Raw genomic sequence first — 21,570 nt, forward strand, 5'->3', positions numbered from 1 at the left:
AACCCGCTGTCCGCCCAGGGAAAAACGCCATGCACGCTTCCAGCCTCGCCCTGCCCCTGACCCAGCCGCAAGCGGCCAACACCACTGTCAGCAAACGCCTGCCCAGCCCGCACCTGCTCAAGCAGCAGATGCCACTGCCCAGCGAACTGGCCCAGCAAGTCCAGGCCCATCGCCAGGCCATCCGCAACATCCTCGAAGGCCGCGACCCGCGCCTGCTGGTCATCGTCGGCCCGTGCTCGATTCATGACCCACGCTCGGCCCTTGAATACGCCGACCGCCTGGCCGCCCTTGGCCGCGAAGTCAACGACAAGCTGCTGCTGGTGATGCGCGCCTACGTCGAAAAACCACGTACTACAGTGGGCTGGAAAGGCCTTGCCTACGACCCGCACCTCGATGGCAGTGACGACATGCACTCGGGTATCGCCTTGTCTCGCGGGCTGATGCTGAGCATGATCGAACGCGGCCTGCCGATCGCCACCGAGTTGCTGCAACCGATGGCCGCCGGCTACTTCGACGACCTGTTGGCCTGGGCGGCGATCGGCGCACGCACCACCGAATCGCAAATCCACCGCGAAATGGTCAGTGGCCTGGAGCTGCCGGTCGGCTTCAAGAACGGTACGGACGGCGGCATCGCCATCGCCAGCGACGCCATGCGCAGCGCTGCCCACCCGCACCGCCACTTCGGTATGGATGCACAGGGCCACCCGGCGATCATCGAGACCTTGGGCAACCCGGACACACACCTTGTGCTGCGCGGCGGCCACAAAGGCCCGAACCACGATGCCAACAGCATTGCCATGGCCCGTCAGGCGTTGGCCAAGGCCGGCCTGCAGGCACGGATCATGGTCGATTGCAGCCACGCCAACAGCGGCAAGGACCCGGCGCGCCAGCCAGCGGTCTTCAATGATGTGCTGGAACAGCGCCTGGCCGGCGACCGTTCGCTGGTCGGCGTCATGATCGAAGGGCACTTGTTCGATGGCTGCCAGGCGCTGGGCAAGGGCACGCTGAAATACGGTGTGTCGATTACCGACGGCTGCCTGGGCTGGGCCTCGACCGAAACCCTGTTGCGTGAGGCGGCACAAAAACTGTAGGCCGAAGGTTGTAAGCCTGGCGAGACATACCCCGGACAAGTGCGCTAGGCTTGCCTTTTTACCCCCAAGGAGCAGTACCCATGGCCCGTGCAACCGCCCGCCACATTCTGGTCAGCAGCGAAGACAAGTGCAACGAACTCAAAGCCCAGATCGAAGCAGGCGCCGACTTCGCTGAAATCGCCAAAGCCAACTCCACCTGCCCGTCCAGCCGTCAGGGCGGTGACCTGGGCTCGTTCGGCCCAGGCCAGATGGTCAAGGAATTCGACACCGTGGTCTTCAGCGCACCGGTCAACACCGTGCAAGGCCCGGTGAAGACCCAGTTCGGCTACCACCTGCTGGAAGTGACCAGCCGCCAGGACTGATTCACCCCTCCCGGTGATCAGCCCCCCTGTGGGAGCGGGTTTACCCGCGAAGAGGCCAGACCAGACAACCTCGTTGCCTGCTCCGACGCATTCGCGGGTAAACCCGCTCCCACAAGTATTGTGGGGGCTTGTATTTTCGTGCATGGGCTTTACGGTCCAGGCCGCTCCCACCCACGCCCTCACGGTCTACGGTGAAGCCCCCCGCTACGCCGCCAGCTTCCGGCATTTCGACTATGTAAACCCCTCCGCCCCCAAGGGCGGCATCTTGCGCCGCTCGGCCATCGAGATCGGCCAGTTCGACCACATCCTCCCCTATATCGACAAAGGCATCGGTGTCAGCGAAGTCGATGGCCTGCTGTACGCGCCACTGGCGGTACGCTCGTACGATGAACCCTATACCGTTTACGGCCTGATCGCCCGGCGCATGGAGCGCGGCCCCAATGATGAGTGGCTACGTTTCGACCTCGACCCACGCGCCACCTTCGCCGATGGCAAGCCGGTGCGCGCCGAAGACGTTCGTTTCACCTTCGAACTGCTGATGAGCAAGGGCAGCCTCAAGTACCGTACCCAGTTTGCCGACGTGGCCGGCGTGACCGTGGAAAACCTGCACAGCGTGCGATTCGACTTGAAGCCCGAGCACGGCCGCACCCTGGCGCTGGACCTCGCCAGCCTGCCGGTAATGCCCGAGCACGACCTGCAGCAGCGCGACTTTGCCAACGGTGCCGGCTTCGACAAGCCAGTCGGCAGCGGGCCATACCGAATCGGGCGCATCGACAACGGCCGCAGCATCACCTTCGAACGCGACCCGGCATGGTGGGCACGTGACCTGCCCGCCAGCCGTGGCCGCTACAATTTCGACAAGCTGCGCATCGAGTACTTCGGCGACACCGAAGTGGCGCGCCAGGTACTCAAAGGCGGTGGCTACGACTACAACCGCGAGTTCTCCGCCACGGCCTACACCTTGGGCTACAACGGTGCGCAACTGGACGACGGCCGCCTGCAGCGCGCCCACCTGGGCCCGGCCAAACCGCAGGTGGCTCAGGGTTTTGTGTTCAACCTCGACCAGCCGCAGTTCAAGGACCGCCGTGTGCGGCAGGCGCTGGGTATGTTATGGGACTTCGAGTGGAGCAACCGGCAGATGATGCGCAACCTGTACATCCGCCAGCAAAGCGTGTTCTCCAATACGCCGTTGGCCGCTCGCCAGTTGCCGGATGCGGGCGAGTTGAAGCTGCTCGCCCCCTTGCGCGGCCAAGTGCCAGATGAAGTGTTCACCACGGTGTTCACTGCCCCGGTCACCGACGGCTCGGGGATCATCCGTAAACAGCAGTTGCAGGCCCTGGCCCTGCTCGTACAAGCCGGCTGGCACCCCGAAGGCGACCGCCTGGTCAATAGCCAGGGCACGCCGCTGGCGTTCACGTTCCTCAATGGCCAGGCGGGCCTTGAACGCCTGCTGCTGCCGTGGAAGCGCAACCTGGCCCAGATCGGCGTTACCCTGAACATCCGCAACGTCGACTCGGCCCAGTACGTCAACCGGCTGATGGCGCGCGATTACGACATGATCGTCACCGGCTACCCGGTCACCCTGTCGCCGGGTGCCGAGTTGTACAACTACTTTGGCTCGGCGGCCGCTCACGACCCCGGCTCGAACAACCTGATGGTCCTGCAGGACCCGGCCGTGGACCACCTGATCGACGGCCTGGTCCGCGCCGACACCCAAGCCGACATGCTGCGCCACGCCCATGCCCTGGACCGCGTGCTGCAATGGAATTACTACTGGATCCCCAACTATTACCCGCCGGGCAGCTCCACCGTCTGGTGGAACCGCTTCGGCCTGCCCAAGGTCCAGGCCACCTATGACGAAGGCCTGGACACCTGGTGGGAGGTAAGCCCTACCCCGCTGACCAACGCGCAGATGGCCGAACACCGGAAGGCCTCGCCATGACCGCTTATATCCTGCGCCGTCTGTTGCTGATCATCCCGACGCTGCTGGCGATCCTGCTGGTCAATTTCGCCATCGTCCAGGCCGCGCCGGGTGGCCCGGTGGAACAAGCCGTGGCGCGCCTGCAGGGCATCGGTGGCGGCGCACCCGGCTCTCGAGCTGAAGTGGTCCATGGCGAATCCCGGGCCACACGCGGCCTGGACCCGAAACTGATCGAGGAGATCAAGCGCCAGTATGGCTTCGACAAATCCGCCCCCGAGCGGCTTTGGTTGATGCTCGGCCAATATGCCCGGCTGGACTTTGGCAACAGCTTCTTCCGCGGCGCCAAAGTCACCGACCTGATTCTCGACAAGTTGCCGGTCACCCTGTCGCTGGGCTTCTGGGCCACGCTGATCACCTACCTGGTGTCGATTCCGCTGGGCATCCGCAAGGCGATGCGCCACGGCAGCCGCTTCGATGCCTGGAGCAGCGCGTTGATCGTGATCGGTTACGCCCTGCCTTCGTTCCTGTTCGCCCTGCTGCTGATCGTCCTGTTTGCCGGCGGCACTTCGCTCAACTGGTTCCCGGTGCGCGGCCTGGTCTCGGACAATTTCGACGAGCTCAGCCTGCTGGGCAAGGTCGCCGACTACTTCTGGCACCTGGTGCTGCCGGTCGCGGCCCTGGTGATCGGTGGGTTCGCCACCCTCACGCTGTTGACCAAGAATGCCTTCCTCGACGAGGTTTCCCGCCAATACGTGGTCACTGCCCGGGCCAAGGGCCTCAGCGAACGCCGCGTGCTGTATGGCCATGTGTTGCGCAACGCCATGCTGCTGGTGGTGGCCGGGCTGCCACAGGCGCTGATCACCGTGTTCTTTGCCGGCTCGTTGCTGATCGAGGTGATCTTCTCGCTCGACGGCCTGGGCCGCATGAGCTATGAGGCCGCCGTGTCGCGGGATTACCCGGTGGTGTTCGGCACGCTGTTCATCTTCACCCTGGCGGGCCTGCTGATTCGCCTGATCGGGGACCTGTCTTACACCCTGCTCGACCCGCGCATCGACTTCGATACGAGGGCGCACTGATGCTATCGCCCCTGTCGCGCCGTCGCCTGCAACGTTTTCGCCGCCACCGCCTGGGCTGGGTGTCGCTGTGGTTGTTTGCCGGCCTTCTGCTGCTGAGCCTTTGCGCCGAACTGGTGGCCAACGACAAACCACTGCTGCTGGGCTACAAGGGCAATTTGTACGTTCCGGCGCTCAAACGCTATACCGAGCAGCAGTTCGGCGGGCAACTGCCGTTTCAGCCCGACTACCGCAGCGCCTATGTGCGCCAACTGATCGCTGAACAGGGTGGCTGGATGCTGTTCGCACCTATCCCGTTCAGTGCCGACACACCAAATTACGACCTGCAGGTGCCCACCCCCAGTCCGCCCAGTGCCAGCAACTGGCTAGGCACCGACGACCAAGGCCGTGACGTGCTGGCGCGGGTGCTTTATGGCACGCGGGTATCGCTGCTGTTCGCCTTTGCCCTGACCGTGGTCAGTGTGCTCATTGGCGTGGCGGCGGGCGCCCTGCAAGGCTACCACGGGGGCTGGGTCGACCTGCTCGGCCAGCGGTTGCTGGAGGTATGGTCGGGGTTGCCAGTGTTGTATCTGTTGATCATCCTCAGCGGTTTCGTCGAGCCGGATTTCTGGTGGCTGCTGGGGATCATGGCGCTGTTCTCCTGGCTGACCCTGGTCGACGTCGTGCGCGCCGAGTTCCTGCGTGGGCGCAACCTGGAGTATGTAAAGGCTGCGCGGGCGTTGGGGTTACCGGACAGTCAGGTGATGTTGCGGCATATCTTGCCCAATGCAATGAATGCCACGCTGACCTATGTGCCGTTCATGCTGACCGGGGCGATCACCACACTGACCGCGCTGGACTTTCTGGGCTTTGGCATGCCAGCGGGCAGCGCCTCGCTGGGCGAGCTGGTGACCCAGGGCAAGCAGCACCTGGAGGCACCGTGGTTGGGCTTTACCGCGTTCTTTGCGCTGGCGGTGATCCTGTCACTGCTGGTGTTTATCGGGGATGCCTTGCGTGAGGCGTTTGACCCTCGACGATGAGTTTTCAGGCCTGGCCTTTTCGCGGGCTTGTGCCAATACATGATTCAGGATGTTCACCCATGCACGACAGCGACAGCCTCAAGGACTACCCCCAGGTACGGCAACTGGCGATCCGCTCACTGTTCGAGATCATTGAGCAGTCCAGCGAGGGCACGGTGATCGTCGACCGCCAGGCACGCATCGTCTGGATGAACGAACGCTACGCCCGACGCTTTGGCCTGGCCGACGCTGCCAGTGCCATCGGCCAGCCCTGCGAAACGGTAATCCCCGGCAGCCTGATGCGCGACGTGGTGAGCAATGGCCGGCCCATCCTGCTGGACATGCTCGACACGCCGAACGAGCCGTTGGTGGTCATGCGCCTGCCCATCCACGATGACCAGGGCGCGCTGATCGGCGCCATTGGCTTTGCCCTGTTCGACGAACTGCGCAGCCTGTCGCCGCTGCTCAAGCGCTACGCCAGCATGCAGCAGGAACTGGCCTCGACCCGCTCGCAACTGCGCGCCCGCCAGGCCAAATACAGCTTCGCCCAGTTCGTAGGCAGCAGCGCGCCCAGCCTGGAAGCCAAACGACGCGCCCGGCGTGGCGCCAGCAGTGATTCGCCCGTGTTGCTGCTGGGCGAAACCGGCACCGGCAAGGAGCTGCTGGCCCATGCCATTCACGCAGCGTCGGCACGGGCACACAAAGCTTTTGTCAGCATCAACAGCGCAGCCATCCCGGAGACGCTGCTGGAAGCCGAATTCTTCGGTACTGCGCCGGGTGCCTTTACCGGTGCCGACCGCAAGGGCCGCAGCGGCAACCTGCAACTGGCCGAAGGCGGCACGCTGTTCCTCGACGAGATCGGCGACATGCCGCTGGCCCTGCAGAGCAAACTGCTGCGGGTGCTGCAGGAAAAGGAATACGAACCGGTCGGGTCGAACCAGATGCTGCGCAGCGATGTGCGCATCATTGCCGCCACCTCCATCGACCTGCAGGCTGCCATGGCCCGCGGGGCCTTCCGCGCCGACCTGTATTACCGGCTGAATGTGCTGCCGATCGATGTTCCGCCGTTGCGGCAACGGCTGGAGGACCTGCCCGCGCTGTGCGAGGCCATATTGGCTGAGCTGGGCAGCCAGTACGAGCTGGAAGCTGAAGCGCAGCAACTGCTGGCCAGGCATGCGTGGCCGGGGAACATTCGCGAGCTGCGCAATGTGCTGGAGCGCGCGACCCTGCTGGCGGATCAGCCCCGGTTGGGGGTTGCGGACCTGCGTGCGGCATTGGGGCCATTGAGCCCGCTGGCTGAAGCGCCCGTGCGGCAGAGCTACCGTGAGGCCTGCGAGGCCTTTGAACGCGGCCTGATTGCCGGGGCGCTGGCCGAACAGGGGGGAAACGTGCCAGAGGCAGCAGCAGCCTTAGGGCTGGGGCGGTCGACGCTGTACAAGAAGATGGCGGCACTTGGTCTCTGATTGGAGACTTTTGTTTCTGATTTGAGATTACCGCCAGAGCTCCGCCCTTTAGCACAGGCAAGCCAGCGATGGGCTGTAAGGCAGCCCATGGCGTCTCTGAATGTAGACACAGACTTCTAACAAAACCCTTTAACCCTTACAAATCAGCCAGTTACATAGTTGGCACGATTCCCGCTATCTCCTGCTCAACGATAAAAACAAGACTCACCCAGGAGACCCACCCCGATGACCGTGCTCATCGCACTCGCTGCTTTGGCCTTGCTGATGCTGGCCGCCTACCGCGGTTACAGCGTAATCCTCTTCGCCCCCATCGCCGCCCTCGGCGCTGTCCTGCTCACCGACCCTGCCGCCGTCGCCCCTGCGTTCACGGGGGTGTTCATGGAAAAAATGGTCGGTTTCATCAAACTGTACTTCCCGGTATTCCTGCTGGGGGCGGTGTTCGGCAAGCTGATCGAGCTGTCCGGCTTCTCCCGCTCGATCGTCGCCGCGGCCATCCGCCTGCTCGGCACCCGCCAGGCGATGCTGGTCATCGTACTGGTCTGTGCCCTGCTCACTTACGGCGGTGTTTCGCTGTTCGTGGTGGTGTTCGCGGTGTACCCGTTCGCCGCCGAAATGTTCCGCCAGAGCAACATCCCCAAACGCCTGATCCCGGCCACCATCGCCCTGGGCGCATTCTCGTTCACCATGGACGCCTTGCCCGGCACCCCACAGATCCAGAACATCATCCCCAGCACCTTCTTCAACACCACCGCCTGGGCCGCACCGTGGCTAGGCCTGATCGGCACGCTGTTCGTGTTCTTTACCGGCATGGCCTACCTGCAGCGCCAGCGCAACAAGGCCCAGCGCGCCGGTGAAGGTTATGGCACCGACTTGCGCAACGAACCGGAAACCGCTGCCGACCTGAGCCTGCCCAACCCTTGGCTGGCGCTGTCGCCGCTGATACTGGTGGGGGTGATGAACCTGGTGTTCACCCACTGGATACCGCATTGGTACGGCCCCAGTCACAGCCTGCAATTGCCAGGCATGAGTGCACCGGTACAAAGCGACGTGACCAAGCTGACGGCCATCTGGGCTGTGCAGGCCGCGTTGCTGGTGGGCATCCTGATGGTCCTGGTGTGCGCCTTTGGCGCCATTCGTACACGCCTGGCCGAAGGCACCAAAAGCGCGGTGGGTGGTGCCTTGCTGGCAGCCATGAACACCGCTTCGGAATACGGCTTTGGCGCGGTAATCGCCTCGCTGCCGGGTTTTCTGGTGCTGGCCGATGCCCTGCGCAGCATCCCCAACCCCTTGGTGAACGAAGCCATCACCGTGACCTTGCTGGCCGGCATCACTGGCTCCGCTTCGGGCGGCATGAGCATCGCCTTGGCAGCCATGGGCGACACGTTCATCGCCGCCGCCCACGCGGCCGATATCCCGCTGGAAGTGCTACACCGGGTAGCGGCCATGGCCAGCGGTGGCATGGACACCCTGCCGCACAACGGCGCGGTGATCACCTTGCTGGCGGTGACCGGCCTCACCCACCGCGAGGCCTACAAGGACATTTTTGGTATTACCCTGATCAAGACCCTGGCGGTGTTCGTGGTCATCGCCACGTTCTACGCCACTGGCATCGTCTAAGGAGCATTGCATGACCCTTGAAGGCAAAACTGCACTCGTCACCGGTTCCACCAGCGGCATTGGCCTGGGCATCGCCCAGGTATTGGCCCGGGCTGGCGCCAACATCGTGCTCAACGGCTTTGGTGACCCGGGCCCCGCCATGGCGGAAATTGCCCGGCACGGGGTGAAGGTTGTGCACCACCCGGCCGACCTGTCGGATGTGGTCCAGATCGAGGCCTTGTTCAACCTGGCCGAACGCGAGTTCGGCGGCGTCGACATCCTGGTCAACAACGCCGGTATCCAGCATGTGGCACCGGTTGAGCAGTTCCCGCCAGAAAGCTGGGACAAGATCATCGCCCTGAACCTGTCGGCCGTATTCCATGGCACGCGCCTGGCGCTGCCGGGCATGCGCACGCGCAACTGGGGGCGCATCATCAATATCGCTTCGGTGCATGGCCTGGTCGGCTCGATTGGCAAGGCAGCCTACGTGGCAGCCAAGCATGGTGTGATCGGCCTGACCAAGGTGGTCGGCCTGGAAACCGCCACCAGTCATGTCACCTGCAATGCCATATGCCCGGGCTGGGTGCTGACACCGCTGGTGCAAAAGCAGATCGACGATCGTGCGGCCAAGGGTGGCGATCGGCTGCAAGCGCAGCACGATCTGCTGGCAGAAAAGCAACCATCGCTGGCCTTCGTCACCCCCGAACACCTCGGCGAGCTGGTACTCTTCCTGTGCAGCGAGGCCGGTAGCCAGGTTCGCGGCGCCGCCTGGAACGTCGATGGTGGCTGGTTGGCCCAGTGACGGGCGACCTGGGCCTGGCGACGGCCCCGCATTCGTTTATCAGCAAGGAGGCCTTATGCGCCCTACCCCAATGACCGCGATTCTGGCCCTGAGCCTGGCCGCCGCCGCACCTGCGATGGCCGCCAGCCTGAAGGACATCGCGCCCTACCCCGAGGCGGAAAAAGGCTTCACCCGGCAGGTTATCCACCTGCCGGCCCAGGCCGACGAGTCGGCCTATAAACTGGAAATCCTCGCTGGCAAGACGCTGCAGGTCGACTGCAATCGTCAGCGCCTGGGCGGCAACCTGGAAGCACGCACCCTGGAAGGCTGGGGCTACAATTACTACCGCCTGGACAACGTCAGCGGCCCGGCCAGCACGCTGATGGCCTGCCCGGACGGCAAGAAGACCGAGGCCTTCGTGCCGGTGGTCGGCGATGGCTTCCTGCTGCGCTACAACAGCAAGCTGCCGGTGGTGGTGTATGTGCCCAAGGATGTCGAAGTGCGCTACCGCGTGTGGTCGGCATCGCAGGATGTGCAGAAGGCTAAAGTAGAGTAGGCAGGACCGCTTTCTCTGCAGGGTCAGCCTATACGCCACACAAGGCTGATCCTGCCCTGAGCCTGCTTTTGTTCCGGTAAAGGAGATTCGGCATGAACGATGTGCTCTGGCGCCCGTCCACAACGCAGATCGAGGCCAGCCGGATGGATGCCTTCCGCCGCCGGGTCAACCTGCGCTACAACCTGCAACTCAACGACTACCAGGCCCTGCACGGCTGGAGCATCGAACAGCGCAGCGCCTTCTGGCAAACCCTTGCCGAGTACTTCCACGTGCATTGGCATACCCCACCCAGCCAGGTGCTCAGCGAAGGGCCGCAAATGCCCGATGCGCAATGGTTCGCCAATGCCACCCTGAACTTTGCCGAACACCTGCTGCGCCGCCGCGACGACCGCCCGGCCGTGGTCGCCGTACGCGAAGATGGCCAGCGCGAAGTATTCACCCATGCCGAACTGGCCGCACAGGTGGCCGGGCTGCAAACGGCGTTCAAGGCTGCAGGTATCGTCCCGGGCGACCGGGTAGCCGCCATCATGCCCAATACCTGGCAAACACTGGTGGCCATGCTCGCCTGCACCAGCCTTGGCGCGGTCTGGTCTACCTCCTCGCCCGAGTTCGGCGTGCACGGCATCATCGACCGCTTCGGCCAGATCGAACCCAAGCTGCTGATCGTCTGCGCCGGTTACCAGTATGCGGGCAAGGCCATCGACCAGGTGACCAAGGTCAACCAGGTGTGCGCGCAGTTGCCTGGCCTGGAGCAACTGATCGTGGTGCCCCATACCCGCAAAGGCACGCGTGCCGATGAATTCCAGGCAGCCAACGTCAGCCTGTGGGATGACTTCTTCCAGCCTGGCGGCGAGCCCCGTTTCACCCCGCTACCGTTCGACCACCCGCTGTACATCCTCTATTCCAGTGGCACCACCGGCGTGCCCAAGTGCATTGTCCATCGCGCCGGAGGCGTGCTGTTGCAACACCTCAAGGAACACGGCCTGCACAACGACCTGAAGGCCGATGACGTGCTGTTCTACTACACCACCTGCGGCTGGATGATGTGGAACTGGCTGGCCAGCGGCCTGGCGGTGGGTGCCACGCTGGTGCTGTACGACGGCTCGCCGTTCCACCCGGGCCCCGAGCGCCTTCTGGACCTGATAGAGGCCGAAGGCATCCACGCCTTCGGCACCAGCGCCAAGTACCTGGCGGCACTGGAGCAGGCAGGCCTGGAACCTGCCAACAGCCACTGCCTGACCAGCCTGCGGCTGCTGCTGTCCACCGGTTCGCCGCTGTCACCGCACAGCTATGACTATGTGTACGACAAGATCAAGGCCGACCTGTGGCTCGTGTCCATGTCGGGCGGCACGGACATTGTCTCCTGCTTCGTGCTGGGCAACCCGACCCTGCCTGTGCGTCGCGGCGAAATCCAGTGCAAGGGCCTGGGTATGGCGGTGGAGGTGTGGAACGAGCAGGGTCAGCCCGTGGTGGACGAAAAAGGCGAGCTGGTGTGCACGCGCAACTTCCCCTCGATGCCACTCGGTTTCTGGAACGACCCGGACGGTCGCCGTTACCACGATGCCTACTTCAGCCAGTTTCCGGGGGTGTGGGCCCAGGGCGACTACGCGGAGCAGCGTGCCAGCGGGGGCATGGTGATCCACGGTCGCTCCGACGCCGTGCTCAACCCGGGCGGTGTGCGCATTGGCACGGCAGAGATCTACCGCCAGGTGGAAAAGGTCGAACAGGTTGTGGAAAGCGTGGCCATCGGCCAGGACTGGAACGGGGATGTGCGGGTGGTGCTGTTCGTGCGCCTGCAAGATGGCCTGCAGCTGGATGAAGCCTTGCGCCAGCACATCCGCCAGGTGATACGCCAGTACACCACGCCCCGCCATGTGCCGGCGGTGATCGCCCAGGTCAGCGACATACCGCGCACCATCAGTGGCAAGCTGGTGGAACTGGCGATTCGCGATGTGGTGCATGGGCGGCCGGTGAAGAACACCGATGCCCTGGCCAACCCGGAGGCGCTGGAGCAGTTTCGCGATCGCGCTGAGCTGAAGAGCTGACATTCATCGCGGCCATTTGGGCGCGATCGCTTCAACGGGATTCAATCAGGCATAATGCCGCCTTTTTCCCCGATGCACAGGTAGCCCATGAAAGCCCAAGCCCGCCACATTCTGGTCAAGACCGCTGACGAAGCCGAAAAGCTCAAGCAGCGCATCGCCAACGGCGAGGCTTTCGACGTGCTCGCGAAAAAGTTCTCTCTTTGCCCATCCGGCAAGCGTGGTGGTGACTTGGGCGAAATTCGCCCGGGGCAGATGGTCGGCGCCATCGACCAGGTGATCTTCAAGAAGCCTCTGCGAGTGGTACACGGGCCGATCAAGAGCAAATTCGGCTACCACCTGGTGCAAACGTTCTACCGCGACTAATGCGCTAGCCCTTTGCCACCTGACATTTTTGCCAGTTGTGGTCGTGACGCACTCCTCTATACAACCCCGGTAACCCTGTGCACCACACGTGGTGCGCAGGTCTCCCTGGAGAATGGAGGATTTCCTGATGCGTCTACGCCTGATGCTGACCCTGGGTTCGCTCCCGCTGCTGGGGATGGCCTCGCCCGCTGCACACGCGGCTTGTACCTTCTCACCCGGCCCGGGTAACGACACCTACACCTGTGACAGCGGCACTGCGCCCTCGCTGGTGGACACCAGCGGTGATAACCGCCTGGTATTCCCGGCATCCGGTAGCGGCGCCATCACCGGCGACGTAACCTTCGGCGCCGGCAGAGACAGCATCGACATGGCCTCTGGCAGCGTCGGCGGAAACGTCAACCAAGGCGCTGGCATTGATGACTTCGCCATGAGCGGCGGCGTCATCGAAGGCAACCTCAACCAGGGTGATGGCCTGGACACCTTTCACATGACCGGTGGCTGGATCAAGGGCACGTTCGACAGCGGCGACTATGCCGAAATGGACGACGGGCGTATCGGCAACGTCAACATGCGGCTGGACGAGAACACCTTCATCATGCGTGGCGGCAGCGTCGACCGGAACGTCATCGCGGCCTTCGACAAGGACTACATCGAAGTCTTCGAGGGCAACATCGGCGGCAACATCAGCGTCAGCGGTGGCGATGACCAGGTGCTGGTGCACGGTGGCCAGGTTGGCGGCGATGTGTTGCTGAGCACTGGCAACGACCGCTTCACCTGGGACGGTGGCCGTATTGGCGGGCGCGTGGATGCCGGGCCAGGTGATGACACGGCACTGCTCAAAGGCCTTACGCCCGAGGTGCTGAGTATCACGTTGGACGGCGGCGGAGGTAACGACAGCCTGACGTTCGATGCCAGCCAGCCGGCAGGCGGTGCCCACTATGTGAACTGGGAGCGCGTGGCGCTGAACAACGGCAGCCGGCTGGCACTGGATGACACGCTGGTACTGGGCGACAGTGACAGCAGCACGGGCAGCCTCACCCTCGACGCCAGCAGCAGCATCACTTCACGCCAAGGGGTGATCACTGCGTTTGCCCCAGGCCAGCGCGCCGCAATCAGCAACGCAGGCACACTTGACCTCACCGCCGGCAATGATGCCATGGGCCGCTTGCGCATCGAGGGCGATTACACCGGCAACAACGGCACCCTGCGCCTGAACAGCGTGCTGGCCGGCGATGGCGCTGCTTCCGATCGCCTGGTGATCAGCCGCGGCGCCATCGCCGGCTCTACCCAGGTGCTCATCAACAACCTCAACGGCGCAGGTGCGGCGACTGCCCAGAACGGCATCCAGGTGGTCGAAGCCCGTGACGGCGCCACCAGTACGGCCACCGCCTTTGTTCAGACCCAAAGGCTATCGGCCGGTGCCTACGACTATCGGTTGTTCAAAGGGGGCGTCACTGCCGGCAGTGAAAACAGCTGGTACCTGCGCTCGACGCTGGTTGCGCCACCCGCGCCAGCCCCTGTGCCGGCACCGGGCGAGCCGCCAGTGATCGCCCCGGCCGTCACCCTGCCCGTCGCTGCGCCAGCGCCCGGCCAGGCCGAGCTGCCGGCGCCGGTGCAGGGCCAAAGCCTGCCGCTGTACCGCCCCGAGGTCCCGGTGTATGCCGCAGCGCCGCGGGGGGCCGCGATCATCGCCCGCCAGGCACTGGGCACCTTCCACCAACGCCAGGGCGACCAGCTGTTACTGCAGGGTGAGAGCGCCCTCCCCGCCAGCTGGGGGCAAGCCTACGGCGGCACGCTGCGCCAGCAATGGAGCGGCACGGTCAGCCCGAGCCTGGATGGCGACCTGTACGGTTTCAAGGTGGGCCAGGACCTGTATGCCAAGGTTGGCGAGAACGGTTACCGCCAGCATGTCGGTATCTACGTAAGCCATAGCCGCCTGGACGCCGACGTCAAAGGGTTTGCTCTGGCCGTTCACGACCGCAGGGTGGGCGACCTGAAGCTCGATGGCGATAGCGTGGGCACCTACTGGACGCTGGTCGGGCCACAGGGCGCGTACCTGGACGCGGTGTTGCAGTACACCCGCCTGGATGGCCGCGCCCGCTCCGATCGTGGCGACACGCTGAACCTCGACGGCCACGCCTGGACAGCTTCACTGGAATCGGGCTACCCCATCACCCTGTCCGAGCACTGGCGCGTGGAACCGCAAGCTCAGCTGATTGCGCAAAAGGTCGCGCTGGACAGCGCCAGCGACAGCGTCTCGCGCATCAGTCATGACGCCCAGGGCGAGCTGACCGGCCGTTTGGGCCTGCGCCTGGAGGGTGCGTTCACGGGGAGCAGCGGGCGCCTGTTGCAGCCTTTTGCGCAGGTCAACCTGTGGCACGGCGACGGTGGGCGCGACACCTTGACCTTCGATGACGCTGACAAGATCAAGACCGATTACCGCTATACCTCAGTGCAACTGGAAAGCGGTGTGGTAGCGCAGGTCAACGAAGCGCTGAGCCTGCATGGCGGCGTGCAGTACACCGCCAACCTGGACAGCCGCCAGCAGGAAGCCAGCGGCGTGAACCTGGGCGTGCGCTGGCAGTTCTAGCGGCGCGCAGCCAGCAGACCGAGACCCGCGCAGCCCAGCAAGGACGCGCTGACCCGGTTGAACATCCGGCGTGGGCCGGGCTGGCTGAACCAACGCTGCATGTAGGCGCCCAGGCCTGAGTAGATGGCGATGGCCGCCCATTCCAGCAGCAGGAACAACACACCCAGCCAAAGGAACTGCTCACTTACCGGGGTGCTGCTACCGACCGAGACGAACTGCGGCAGGAAGGCGGTGAAGATCAGGATGGCCTTGGGGTTACCTAACGAATCGCAATATATATTACATATAACCACACCGCCCTCTCGAAAACCGGACTTTAACTGGGGCCATTGCCCTAGATGGCTTCTCCGTTATACTGTATGCACATACAGCATAACGAGTAGTGACCATGACGGCCGACATCATTAGCTTCCCGATACAGACCAAGGAAGAAGGGATCCCGAAAGAAATGGAAGAATTTTTCGCCGACCTTCCCTTAGGGTTCCGTTCAGAGCACTGCGAACCTTCACGCCTAGCCCTTGAATGGAGTGTAGAAGCACTGGCATTTCGTTCGGGCGTTTCGCCAGAAGCGATCCGTAGAGTCGAGCTCGGGAATGAGCTGCGGCGCGTCACAATGCAGGCGCTCGCTTTTGCTCTTGAAGCGGAAGGGCTCATTTTCTTCCCTGGGCACCCTCCCCTGCGTTCTGATGACTGCCGAGGCGCTACAGCTGATCCCAGAACCAGAGGCGACTACCACTTGATCGAATAATAGAGCGATCAAAGGTTAGGCGGGCCAACCGGACTTTAGCTGAGCTACCCGGCTCGCCTTTTTTCAGCGTTACAACCTTCCACGATAGCCGAACCGCAGCTGCACGGAGCCTAACAAACGGGATAGGGATTTGAACCCGCCCGCGAACCACAACAGGCCGCCATTGGCCAGCATAATCGGCTACTCTGGCAATTGCGGACGGCCAATTTAGGCCTGACGCGTCCTAGAATTTGCCCTAAATTTGCCCTAAAAATTCTCACCTGGAGCATGCTAATGGGTGAACAAGCCTCGACCACAGCAGACACGCTTGAGCTGTTACTTCTTAACCAGATCGCCATCAGAGCTGCGCTGGAAGAGCTTTCGCTGTGGGTGAGCCGCCGCGGCTCAGTCAACGTTCATGATAGTGTCATGGCCGCTCTCACGACCCTCGATATTCATGCTGAGGCGATCTCTTCGGGGATATCACGCCTGAGGAGTTGAGTGGTCACATAGCCTAGGGCCCCTGCAAGCGCTTCGCCGTTTTAAGTCAAACTTAAGTCCCCGAGATCACGTCGGTAACTCGATTCCGGCTCGCTTCAACCCCTTGCCATGTCGACGCGACCTAGCCTCAGAAAAACCATTGCCTACCGCAGTGGCATTCTGCTATACCTTCACCTAATTTTCCGTCAGTTTGCGAACAACACCACTCATTAAGGGAATAAAATGGCTAAAAGACTTGTACTTTTTAACCATAAAGGCGGAGTCAGCAAGACTACAACTGTTTACAACATCGGATGGATGCTAGCAGAGCAAGGCAACAATGTTTTACTGGTGGATGCAGACCCTCAATGCAATCTTTCCAGCCTAATATTGGGCGATGAATTTGATGAATATTACATCGATCCGAACACGCGCCACCAAAACATTAAAGATGGTGTAGCTCCTGCTTTTAAAGGCAAGCCAACCCCCATTCAAGCTATAACATGTAAAAGCCCAGACAGGCGACCCAACCTAAAATTGCTTGCTGGACACGCTACGTTATCAGAATACGATGCATCACTAACGTTCGCACAAAACTCTAATGCCCTAGCAACTCTTCAAAACCTGCCTGGCGCATTCAATGAACTAATTGAAAAAGTTGAGGACGCCAATGCTATTGATTATACAATCATCGACCTGAACCCAGGCCTGAGCGCTATCAACCAGAACCTCTTCCTAAATGCCGATTTTTTCTTAATCCCAACGAATCCCGACCCTTTCTCAATCATGGCTCTTGAGACCCTCCAAGCAATTTTCCCTCGATGGGCATCGTGGAAAGTTCAAAACGAGCAAGCGTTCCAAGACTCTGCCTACCCCCTCCGGCCAGGTTTACCCAAGTTTTTGGGCACATCCATACAGCGCTTCAACGTCAGGAAGGGACGTCCGGCTGCCCCATATAGGGACAACATTGCAGAAATCAACTCAGTCACTCGCGATCAGCTGTTCCCTACATTGGAGAGCTCCGGTCTAACTCTTGCTCGCACCGATTATCCTCAGCATCTTTTCAACGATGGTTTCTGCTTAGGTCAAATTCAAGACTTCGGCTCACTCCTGCAACGCTCGCATATAGCAGGAGTTCCTGTATTTATTCTGAATCGTGATGAGCTTACCGACACCGGAGTCGTGCTCGATAACGCTATAGCCAAACGGGACCAACTCCACCAGCAGTTTGTTCAAATCGCGGACTTGCTCGTCAAATTGATGAATTGACTAATCATGCATAATGCTCAATTAGTATTTCAAAAAAACATCAAGCAAGCAAATGAATTAGGCGCCATTTACGATCACCTATCGGAAATAGTCCCTATAAGCGAACAATTCGACGATCTATTACGATATCAGTTGGTATATTCTGTTAGCGCTTTTGACAAGCTCATTCACGATCTGATTCGAATTGGGATGGTGCAAATCTTCGAAGGCACCAGACATACCACACCCAAATATGCCAATGAAGGCATTGCTCTTCAACACCTCACAGACTTAGCACCCGGCGCTACGCCTCCACCAGGGGTTAAATTTGAAGAGATAGTCCGTGCAAAATTGAGCACTCTTTCCTTTCAAGATCCAATTAAAGTCTCAGAAGGCTTGAGCTTCATATGGAACGAATCACAGAAATGGCAAAACTTAGGCATAAAGATTGGACTTACTGACAAAGATGCCAAACTCAACTTGAAACTCATAGTTAGCAGGAGAAACGCCATAGTACACGAGGCCGATCTAGATCCTATAACCAGTTTGAAGCAGCCAATTTCGCGAACTGAGGCTGCAGACGCGGCAAAATATCTATTAAACCTCGGAAATGCAGTTTGCGATCTGGTCATATAGACACAGATCTTCAACACTCAGCTTTGATTTCCAATATCACAAAGACGCCACAGCATCCTTCGCAGGCGTCTTTGACTCCAGTACGAACACCAAAAGCTGCTTAAGGACTAAAATTGAAAGAACTCCGACTGGCCCTCATAGGTTTTACCACTGCACTAGCCATAGCGGGAATACCATATTTTTTTACAATGTTTGCAGGGGGGAACACAAGCGTCAGCACTAACAATCAAGACTGGGCTAGCTTTGGCTCATACATTGGAGGAATTATTTCGCCCGCCGCATCAATTTTAGCGGGATATCTAGTATACAAAAGCTTCGCCTTAAATGCTTATCAACAAAAATTAATTCTAGCCCGCGAATCCATATCAAGACTAGATATAGCTTTAGAAGAAAAACTATCCACACCATTCAACAACTCTTGCTTTGGCGAACATTATTATGGACAACCATTTCGATCTATCGTTAACGCCCTTTCAAACAATGACCTAGCGCCAAATGAGACGACTCGAGGTGCATTACTAGGAATACTGCACAACATAGCAATACTATCAGACTCCGTAAGGCACTATATTGGCCTTCTAGACAATCACCCATCCAACCAAAATGACAACGAATGGCTAGGAGAGCTTGAGAGAGCCTACTGGATCGAAAAATACTCCGCAATTTGCAGACGCATGGTCCGAATCGTTGGGCAAAGTGACTTTGACTCCAAGCTAAGCACCCAACAATCCAAGAGTTTCAATTATCTTTTCTTCGGCGACAATTACTCCCAACAAAATTGAATGGAACATCAAACCATTCGAATACTTGATATAACTAATGACTGCCGACGTTCTCAACACTTGATTATCCATAGCTGATCAATTGACATTCTGTATGACTGGCTCATCATTACTCTTCGCATGCCCAGTCTAGGAGAAGGGGCGTATCGCACGGCAAGACAAATCCATTAATGCGCCTTAAGCGAGGTACGCTTCATCAGGATTAAACATTCCAGTACGGATGCTCAATCTCATGCGTTTGCAGATTGAATCTTGGCCGCGGAGTTTCTCAGCCGCCCGACCAATGTAGTTAGTCACTTTTTGATCGGAGCGAGCTCGCTCAAACGTTTGCCGAGCATGCGGCTGCAGCAGACTTCCTGTTTGGGTATTCTGCCTCATCCAGTCCCAGGCATGGCGTACCGGCCACGCGCGCGCTGTCTTCTCCGCCGCCAGGCTGAATTTCTGACGAGGCATTCGTGATTAGCCTAGCCAAATCCATCGCCGTACAAATCCATTGTCTCAGAATGTGTCGTCATTCAACGACCGATCCCCCGGACGCCTTTACCCCGGTCTTTCGCCGCACCCAGACCCACTTGAACGGATCACAAATTGAACTACCCGGCCTTTTGCTTTCAATCGCTTGGTAGTGTGATTGGCCAGCTAGAGGCGCCAAGAAGGTTCGTGGGTTCGAAGGGTACGATCGCCTTGGCTGCTGAGGGTTCATGACAGCAGTCCACGCCGGAAGTAGACCATGAGCTAAGCGTCGCGAGTAGCGTCTATTCATCTCCGACGCTATGATCTTGGGCATTTTGCAATGAATCGAACCAGGGGATACGATGTCGGGATTGTGGGAACCAGTGAACGGCGTATTTACAGCATCGACATCATGGCTGCCGAACCTAGACTTGTCTGTTGATTACTGGTCGCTGTTCAATACTGTGATAGGTGCATTGGCGGGTGCCTGGCTGGGTGCGTGGGCAGCCCAACGTATTGCAGCCCGCCATAAACTTCGTGATGAGCTACAAAAAGAGTTACGCAGCACTAATGCAGGAATCATGTTATCTCATACAATAACAAACCTTGCATACGCCCTAAAAAAACAGCATTTAAAGGAAATGAAAGAACGCTATGACAAAGACCATCAAGCGTTTGAACTTTATAAACAAAACAAAGCGAGAGGTACTGAAAAAGAGCCTTTTGAGATGTCCCCGAACCTAGACCGCTTAGAGGAGGTTGCACCGCCGATTTCCGCCCTTCAAGATATTGTCATGGGTCAGATTTCCACTACGGGCCGAGCCATAGCATCCGTAACAGCACTAGCTGACGCGATAGGAAACATGAATGACACTCTTCGGGGACGAAATAATCTTCTTGAGAAAATAAAAGAAGACAGGCTTCCCCAGGGAGCGCGCATAGAGCATTTCTATTTCGGCATCCCTTATGCCGCGGGAAAAGCCAACATAGAATATGGATGCTACGTACAAGCTTTGTGGCTCTATACTAACGACGCGATATTCTTCAGCATGAAGCTAAGCGAGGACTTGCGGGAGCATGGCTTGCATGTTGCGAAGAAATATACGAAGAAATTTAGTGACGAAACTGTAGGGGTTAGCAACTTTGACTGGAGCAAGGCAGAACAGGAAGGACTATTGCCAGATGAGGAGGATTACGAAAACTGGCTATCCGGCTTTCCATCCTCGCAAAAAAAGGAAGACTCTAGCAAGTTGCAGCGGCTCCGAAAGAGATTCGTGAGCCTTATCCGGGCCGTTAAGACATAAAGAATTCTTGCCCCAAATGCTCATCAGCCAGCAATCTTCCTATGCGGTTCCAAGCTGGATGTTGACACATCACCCGGCTCGCCTCTTTTTCACTTCGTGACCTCACGAATGTAGGCTTGGCAAGCTTGCAGTGCGATCAGTCCTCGGTCACCGTCATCGGTGATTCCAATAACTCGCTGAGCATGCGCTGGGTCAAGTCGGGCACGAACGGCTCCATGAACCACGCCTCCGGTGCCGGCGGCTTCTCGCATCCAACCGTCACCACCCGGGGCGGCAAAGGCTCCGGCGTCGACAAGGACTGACAGCCGCAAATCAGCAGTAGCCAGCCTGTCACGTAGGCGATCTTGAGTCTTTTGTGCATCGTTCATTTCCTTCCAATGAGTTTTGCCCTGTTCCTGCAGGCGATCCTCCAGGGCTTGTCGCTGACTCTTCTGCGCTGCCAACTGCTCCAGGGCCGCAGCAGCAGCAGTCTCACGCTCACGACCGTGAGCCCGATCCTTATCCGCCAGCTGCTGGACATAACCTGCAGCCTGTTCAGCCAGCTGCTTTCCGTACTCGCTGGCCTGCCACACCCAATCATGGTGTGCCTCGCCGGATAGCGCGGTTTTGATGCGCTCGCGCAACGGCTTCGAGTAACCACCTTTCAGCATGGCGGTGAAGCAATTGCGTAGTAGCCCATCACGCTGAGCCAGCTGGGCGCGGAGGGACTTGATCAGATCGTCGGCCTCGATCTGAAGGTTTCGGTGCTGCAGGTTTTCCTCCGCCAGCCGAGCAACCTCGACGCTGTCGACGGCAAGTCCCGCGAGATCCGGTTCGTCGATCAGAATGGCAGATTCGATCCGTTGCTCGCCGTTTCCAACAGCCTCCATCTTGGATTGGTACAAACCGCCTTGGCCGCACCAAACTGTCACTGGGGTCAGTTGATAGGTAGCCAGTTCCGACATTTGCCGGAATACATCTCCAGCGATCAGATCGGTGCTCATGTCGTGAAGTCCGCAAACGGCGGAAAGTGCATGCTCCAGCGACGTCTCGTTGAAAATGATGCGTTGAATGCGGCTCATGCTGCCTCCACACTGTCGACGCTGGCCGAAGTTTTGCGCA

General features: G+C 59.7%; 19 protein-coding genes and 2 pseudogenes. 18 read left to right on the forward strand and 3 right to left on the reverse strand.

Annotated features, from left to right (window positions below; all coding sequences use genetic code 11):
* Positions 1-29: 29 nt before the first annotated feature.
* From AC3RCM_RS14220 to AC3RCM_RS14275, 12 genes are all read left to right on the forward strand, one after another.
* Positions 30-1,091 carry a 3-deoxy-7-phosphoheptulonate synthase gene (locus AC3RCM_RS14220; RefSeq protein ID WP_014591068.1) on the forward strand — a complete coding sequence of 354 codons (1,062 nt, stop codon included), beginning with the start codon at positions 30-32 and terminating at the stop codon, positions 1,089-1,091.
* Positions 1,092-1,171: 80 nt separating this feature from the next.
* Complete coding sequence (locus AC3RCM_RS14225) at positions 1,172-1,453, forward strand: peptidylprolyl isomerase (protein WP_003248318.1); 282 nt, start codon at positions 1,172-1,174, stop codon at positions 1,451-1,453.
* A gap of 142 nt (positions 1,454-1,595) precedes the next feature.
* Positions 1,596-3,395: an extracellular solute-binding protein gene (locus AC3RCM_RS14230; protein ID WP_492628958.1), complete on the forward strand. Its 1,800-nt coding sequence runs from the start codon at positions 1,596-1,598 to the stop codon at positions 3,393-3,395.
* Positions 3,392-4,450: a microcin C ABC transporter permease YejB gene (locus AC3RCM_RS14235; RefSeq protein ID WP_104887576.1), complete on the forward strand. Its 1,059-nt coding sequence runs from the start codon at positions 3,392-3,394 to the stop codon at positions 4,448-4,450. Before AC3RCM_RS14230 ends, AC3RCM_RS14235 begins: the two co-directional genes overlap by 4 nt.
* Entirely contained in the window at positions 4,450-5,466 is a 1,017-nt protein-coding gene (locus AC3RCM_RS14240; protein ID WP_020190943.1) for an ABC transporter permease, read from the forward strand. The genes AC3RCM_RS14235 and AC3RCM_RS14240 overlap by 1 nt, the downstream gene beginning before the upstream one ends.
* Before the next feature lie 59 nt (positions 5,467-5,525).
* Complete coding sequence (locus AC3RCM_RS14245; protein WP_492628959.1) at positions 5,526-6,908, forward strand: sigma-54 interaction domain-containing protein; 1,383 nt, start codon at positions 5,526-5,528, stop codon at positions 6,906-6,908.
* Between the two features lie 225 nt (positions 6,909-7,133).
* The gene (locus tag AC3RCM_RS14250) at positions 7,134-8,525 is read left to right on the forward strand and encodes a GntP family permease (protein ID WP_010953973.1); all 1,392 of its coding nucleotides are present in this window, start codon (positions 7,134-7,136) and stop codon (positions 8,523-8,525) included.
* A gap of 10 nt (positions 8,526-8,535) precedes the next feature.
* Complete coding sequence (gene hbdH, locus AC3RCM_RS14255) at positions 8,536-9,306, forward strand: 3-hydroxybutyrate dehydrogenase (protein WP_010953972.1); 771 nt, start codon at positions 8,536-8,538, stop codon at positions 9,304-9,306.
* 55 nt (positions 9,307-9,361) lie between these two features.
* Entirely contained in the window at positions 9,362-9,841 is a 480-nt protein-coding gene (eco, locus tag AC3RCM_RS14260; protein ID WP_012052429.1) for a serine protease inhibitor ecotin, read from the forward strand.
* A 92-nt stretch (positions 9,842-9,933) separates the two neighbouring features.
* Positions 9,934-11,886, forward strand: coding sequence for an acetoacetate--CoA ligase (locus AC3RCM_RS14265; protein ID WP_104887574.1), 1,953 nt, complete (start codon positions 9,934-9,936; stop codon positions 11,884-11,886).
* An 87-nt stretch (positions 11,887-11,973) separates the two neighbouring features.
* Positions 11,974-12,249 (forward strand): peptidylprolyl isomerase, encoded by a 276-nt coding sequence (locus tag AC3RCM_RS14270; RefSeq protein ID WP_010953969.1) that lies wholly within the window; start codon positions 11,974-11,976, stop codon positions 12,247-12,249.
* A 112-nt stretch (positions 12,250-12,361) separates the two neighbouring features.
* Complete coding sequence (locus AC3RCM_RS14275) at positions 12,362-14,839, forward strand: autotransporter outer membrane beta-barrel domain-containing protein (protein WP_198747039.1); 2,478 nt, start codon at positions 12,362-12,364, stop codon at positions 14,837-14,839.
* Here AC3RCM_RS14275 and AC3RCM_RS14280 read toward each other — a convergent pair.
* Positions 14,836-15,099, reverse strand: a pseudogene (locus AC3RCM_RS14280) (LysE family transporter); the annotation flags it as partial. The gene AC3RCM_RS14275 and the pseudogene AC3RCM_RS14280 overlap by 4 nt on opposite strands.
* A 128-nt stretch (positions 15,100-15,227) precedes the next feature.
* Here AC3RCM_RS14280 and AC3RCM_RS14285 point away from each other — a divergent pair.
* The 5 genes from AC3RCM_RS14285 (at position 15,228) to AC3RCM_RS14305 (ending at position 18,712) form a co-directional block, all read left to right on the forward strand.
* On the forward strand, positions 15,228-15,587 hold the full coding sequence (locus tag AC3RCM_RS14285) for a helix-turn-helix domain-containing protein (RefSeq protein WP_256677202.1): 360 nt from the start codon (positions 15,228-15,230) through the stop codon (positions 15,585-15,587).
* A gap of 273 nt (positions 15,588-15,860) precedes the next feature.
* Positions 15,861-16,067, forward strand: a complete 207-nt coding sequence (locus tag AC3RCM_RS14290; protein WP_492628960.1) for a hypothetical protein — start codon at positions 15,861-15,863, stop codon at positions 16,065-16,067.
* A 222-nt stretch (positions 16,068-16,289) separates the two neighbouring features.
* Positions 16,290-17,315: a ParA family protein gene (locus tag AC3RCM_RS14295; protein WP_492628961.1), complete on the forward strand. Its 1,026-nt coding sequence runs from the start codon at positions 16,290-16,292 to the stop codon at positions 17,313-17,315.
* Between the two features lie 6 nt (positions 17,316-17,321).
* Entirely contained in the window at positions 17,322-17,930 is a 609-nt protein-coding gene (locus tag AC3RCM_RS14300; RefSeq protein ID WP_492628962.1) for a HEPN domain-containing protein, read from the forward strand.
* A gap of 113 nt (positions 17,931-18,043) precedes the next feature.
* Positions 18,044-18,712 carry a hypothetical protein gene (locus AC3RCM_RS14305; protein ID WP_492628963.1) on the forward strand — a complete coding sequence of 223 codons (669 nt, stop codon included), beginning with the start codon at positions 18,044-18,046 and terminating at the stop codon, positions 18,710-18,712.
* A gap of 180 nt (positions 18,713-18,892) precedes the next feature.
* Here AC3RCM_RS14305 and AC3RCM_RS14310 read toward each other — a convergent pair.
* Positions 18,893-19,351 (reverse strand): annotated as a pseudogene (locus tag AC3RCM_RS14310) (DNA polymerase Y subunit UmuC family protein); the annotation flags it as partial.
* 176 nt (positions 19,352-19,527) lie between these two features.
* Between AC3RCM_RS14310 and AC3RCM_RS14315 the strand changes: the two are divergent.
* The gene (locus AC3RCM_RS14315) at positions 19,528-20,469 is read left to right on the forward strand and encodes a hypothetical protein (protein WP_492628964.1); all 942 of its coding nucleotides are present in this window, start codon (positions 19,528-19,530) and stop codon (positions 20,467-20,469) included.
* 89 nt (positions 20,470-20,558) lie between these two features.
* On the opposite strand, the gene AC3RCM_RS14320 is transcribed toward AC3RCM_RS14315, so the two are convergent.
* Positions 20,559-21,119 (reverse strand): lysis system spanin subunit, encoded by a 561-nt coding sequence (locus tag AC3RCM_RS14320; protein ID WP_492629689.1) that lies wholly within the window; start codon positions 21,117-21,119, stop codon positions 20,559-20,561.
* Positions 21,120-21,570: the final 451 nt, after the last annotated feature.

This window comes from Pseudomonas sp. GW823-FHT05G12, from assembly GCF_058795575.1.

Excerpts from the sequence above, each read along its gene's own strand:
- AC3RCM_RS14220 (WP_014591068.1), top strand. The coding sequence starts at position 30 with ATGCACGCTTCCAGCCTCGCCCTGCCCCTGACCCAGCCGCAAGCGGCC.
- AC3RCM_RS14225 (WP_003248318.1), top strand. The coding sequence starts at position 1,172 with ATGGCCCGTGCAACCGCCCGCCACATTCTGGTCAGCAGCGAAGACAAG.
- AC3RCM_RS14230 (WP_492628958.1), top strand. The coding sequence starts at position 1,596 with ATGGGCTTTACGGTCCAGGCCGCTCCCACCCACGCCCTCACGGTCTAC.
- AC3RCM_RS14235 (WP_104887576.1), top strand. The coding sequence starts at position 3,392 with ATGACCGCTTATATCCTGCGCCGTCTGTTGCTGATCATCCCGACGCTG.
- AC3RCM_RS14240 (WP_020190943.1), top strand. The coding sequence starts at position 4,450 with ATGCTATCGCCCCTGTCGCGCCGTCGCCTGCAACGTTTTCGCCGCCAC.
- AC3RCM_RS14245 (WP_492628959.1), top strand. The coding sequence starts at position 5,526 with ATGCACGACAGCGACAGCCTCAAGGACTACCCCCAGGTACGGCAACTG.
- AC3RCM_RS14250 (WP_010953973.1), top strand. The coding sequence starts at position 7,134 with ATGACCGTGCTCATCGCACTCGCTGCTTTGGCCTTGCTGATGCTGGCC.
- hbdH (WP_010953972.1), top strand. The coding sequence starts at position 8,536 with ATGACCCTTGAAGGCAAAACTGCACTCGTCACCGGTTCCACCAGCGGC.
- eco (WP_012052429.1), top strand. The coding sequence starts at position 9,362 with ATGCGCCCTACCCCAATGACCGCGATTCTGGCCCTGAGCCTGGCCGCC.
- AC3RCM_RS14265 (WP_104887574.1), top strand. The coding sequence starts at position 9,934 with ATGAACGATGTGCTCTGGCGCCCGTCCACAACGCAGATCGAGGCCAGC.
- AC3RCM_RS14270 (WP_010953969.1), top strand. The coding sequence starts at position 11,974 with ATGAAAGCCCAAGCCCGCCACATTCTGGTCAAGACCGCTGACGAAGCC.
- AC3RCM_RS14275 (WP_198747039.1), top strand. The coding sequence starts at position 12,362 with ATGGAGGATTTCCTGATGCGTCTACGCCTGATGCTGACCCTGGGTTCG.
- AC3RCM_RS14285 (WP_256677202.1), top strand. The coding sequence starts at position 15,228 with ATGACGGCCGACATCATTAGCTTCCCGATACAGACCAAGGAAGAAGGG.
- AC3RCM_RS14290 (WP_492628960.1), top strand. The coding sequence starts at position 15,861 with ATGGGTGAACAAGCCTCGACCACAGCAGACACGCTTGAGCTGTTACTT.
- AC3RCM_RS14295 (WP_492628961.1), top strand. The coding sequence starts at position 16,290 with ATGGCTAAAAGACTTGTACTTTTTAACCATAAAGGCGGAGTCAGCAAG.
- AC3RCM_RS14300 (WP_492628962.1), top strand. The coding sequence starts at position 17,322 with ATGCATAATGCTCAATTAGTATTTCAAAAAAACATCAAGCAAGCAAAT.
- AC3RCM_RS14315 (WP_492628964.1), top strand. The coding sequence starts at position 19,528 with ATGTCGGGATTGTGGGAACCAGTGAACGGCGTATTTACAGCATCGACA.
- AC3RCM_RS14320 (WP_492629689.1), bottom strand. The coding sequence starts at position 21,119 with ATGCTGAAAGGTGGTTACTCGAAGCCGTTGCGCGAGCGCATCAAAACC.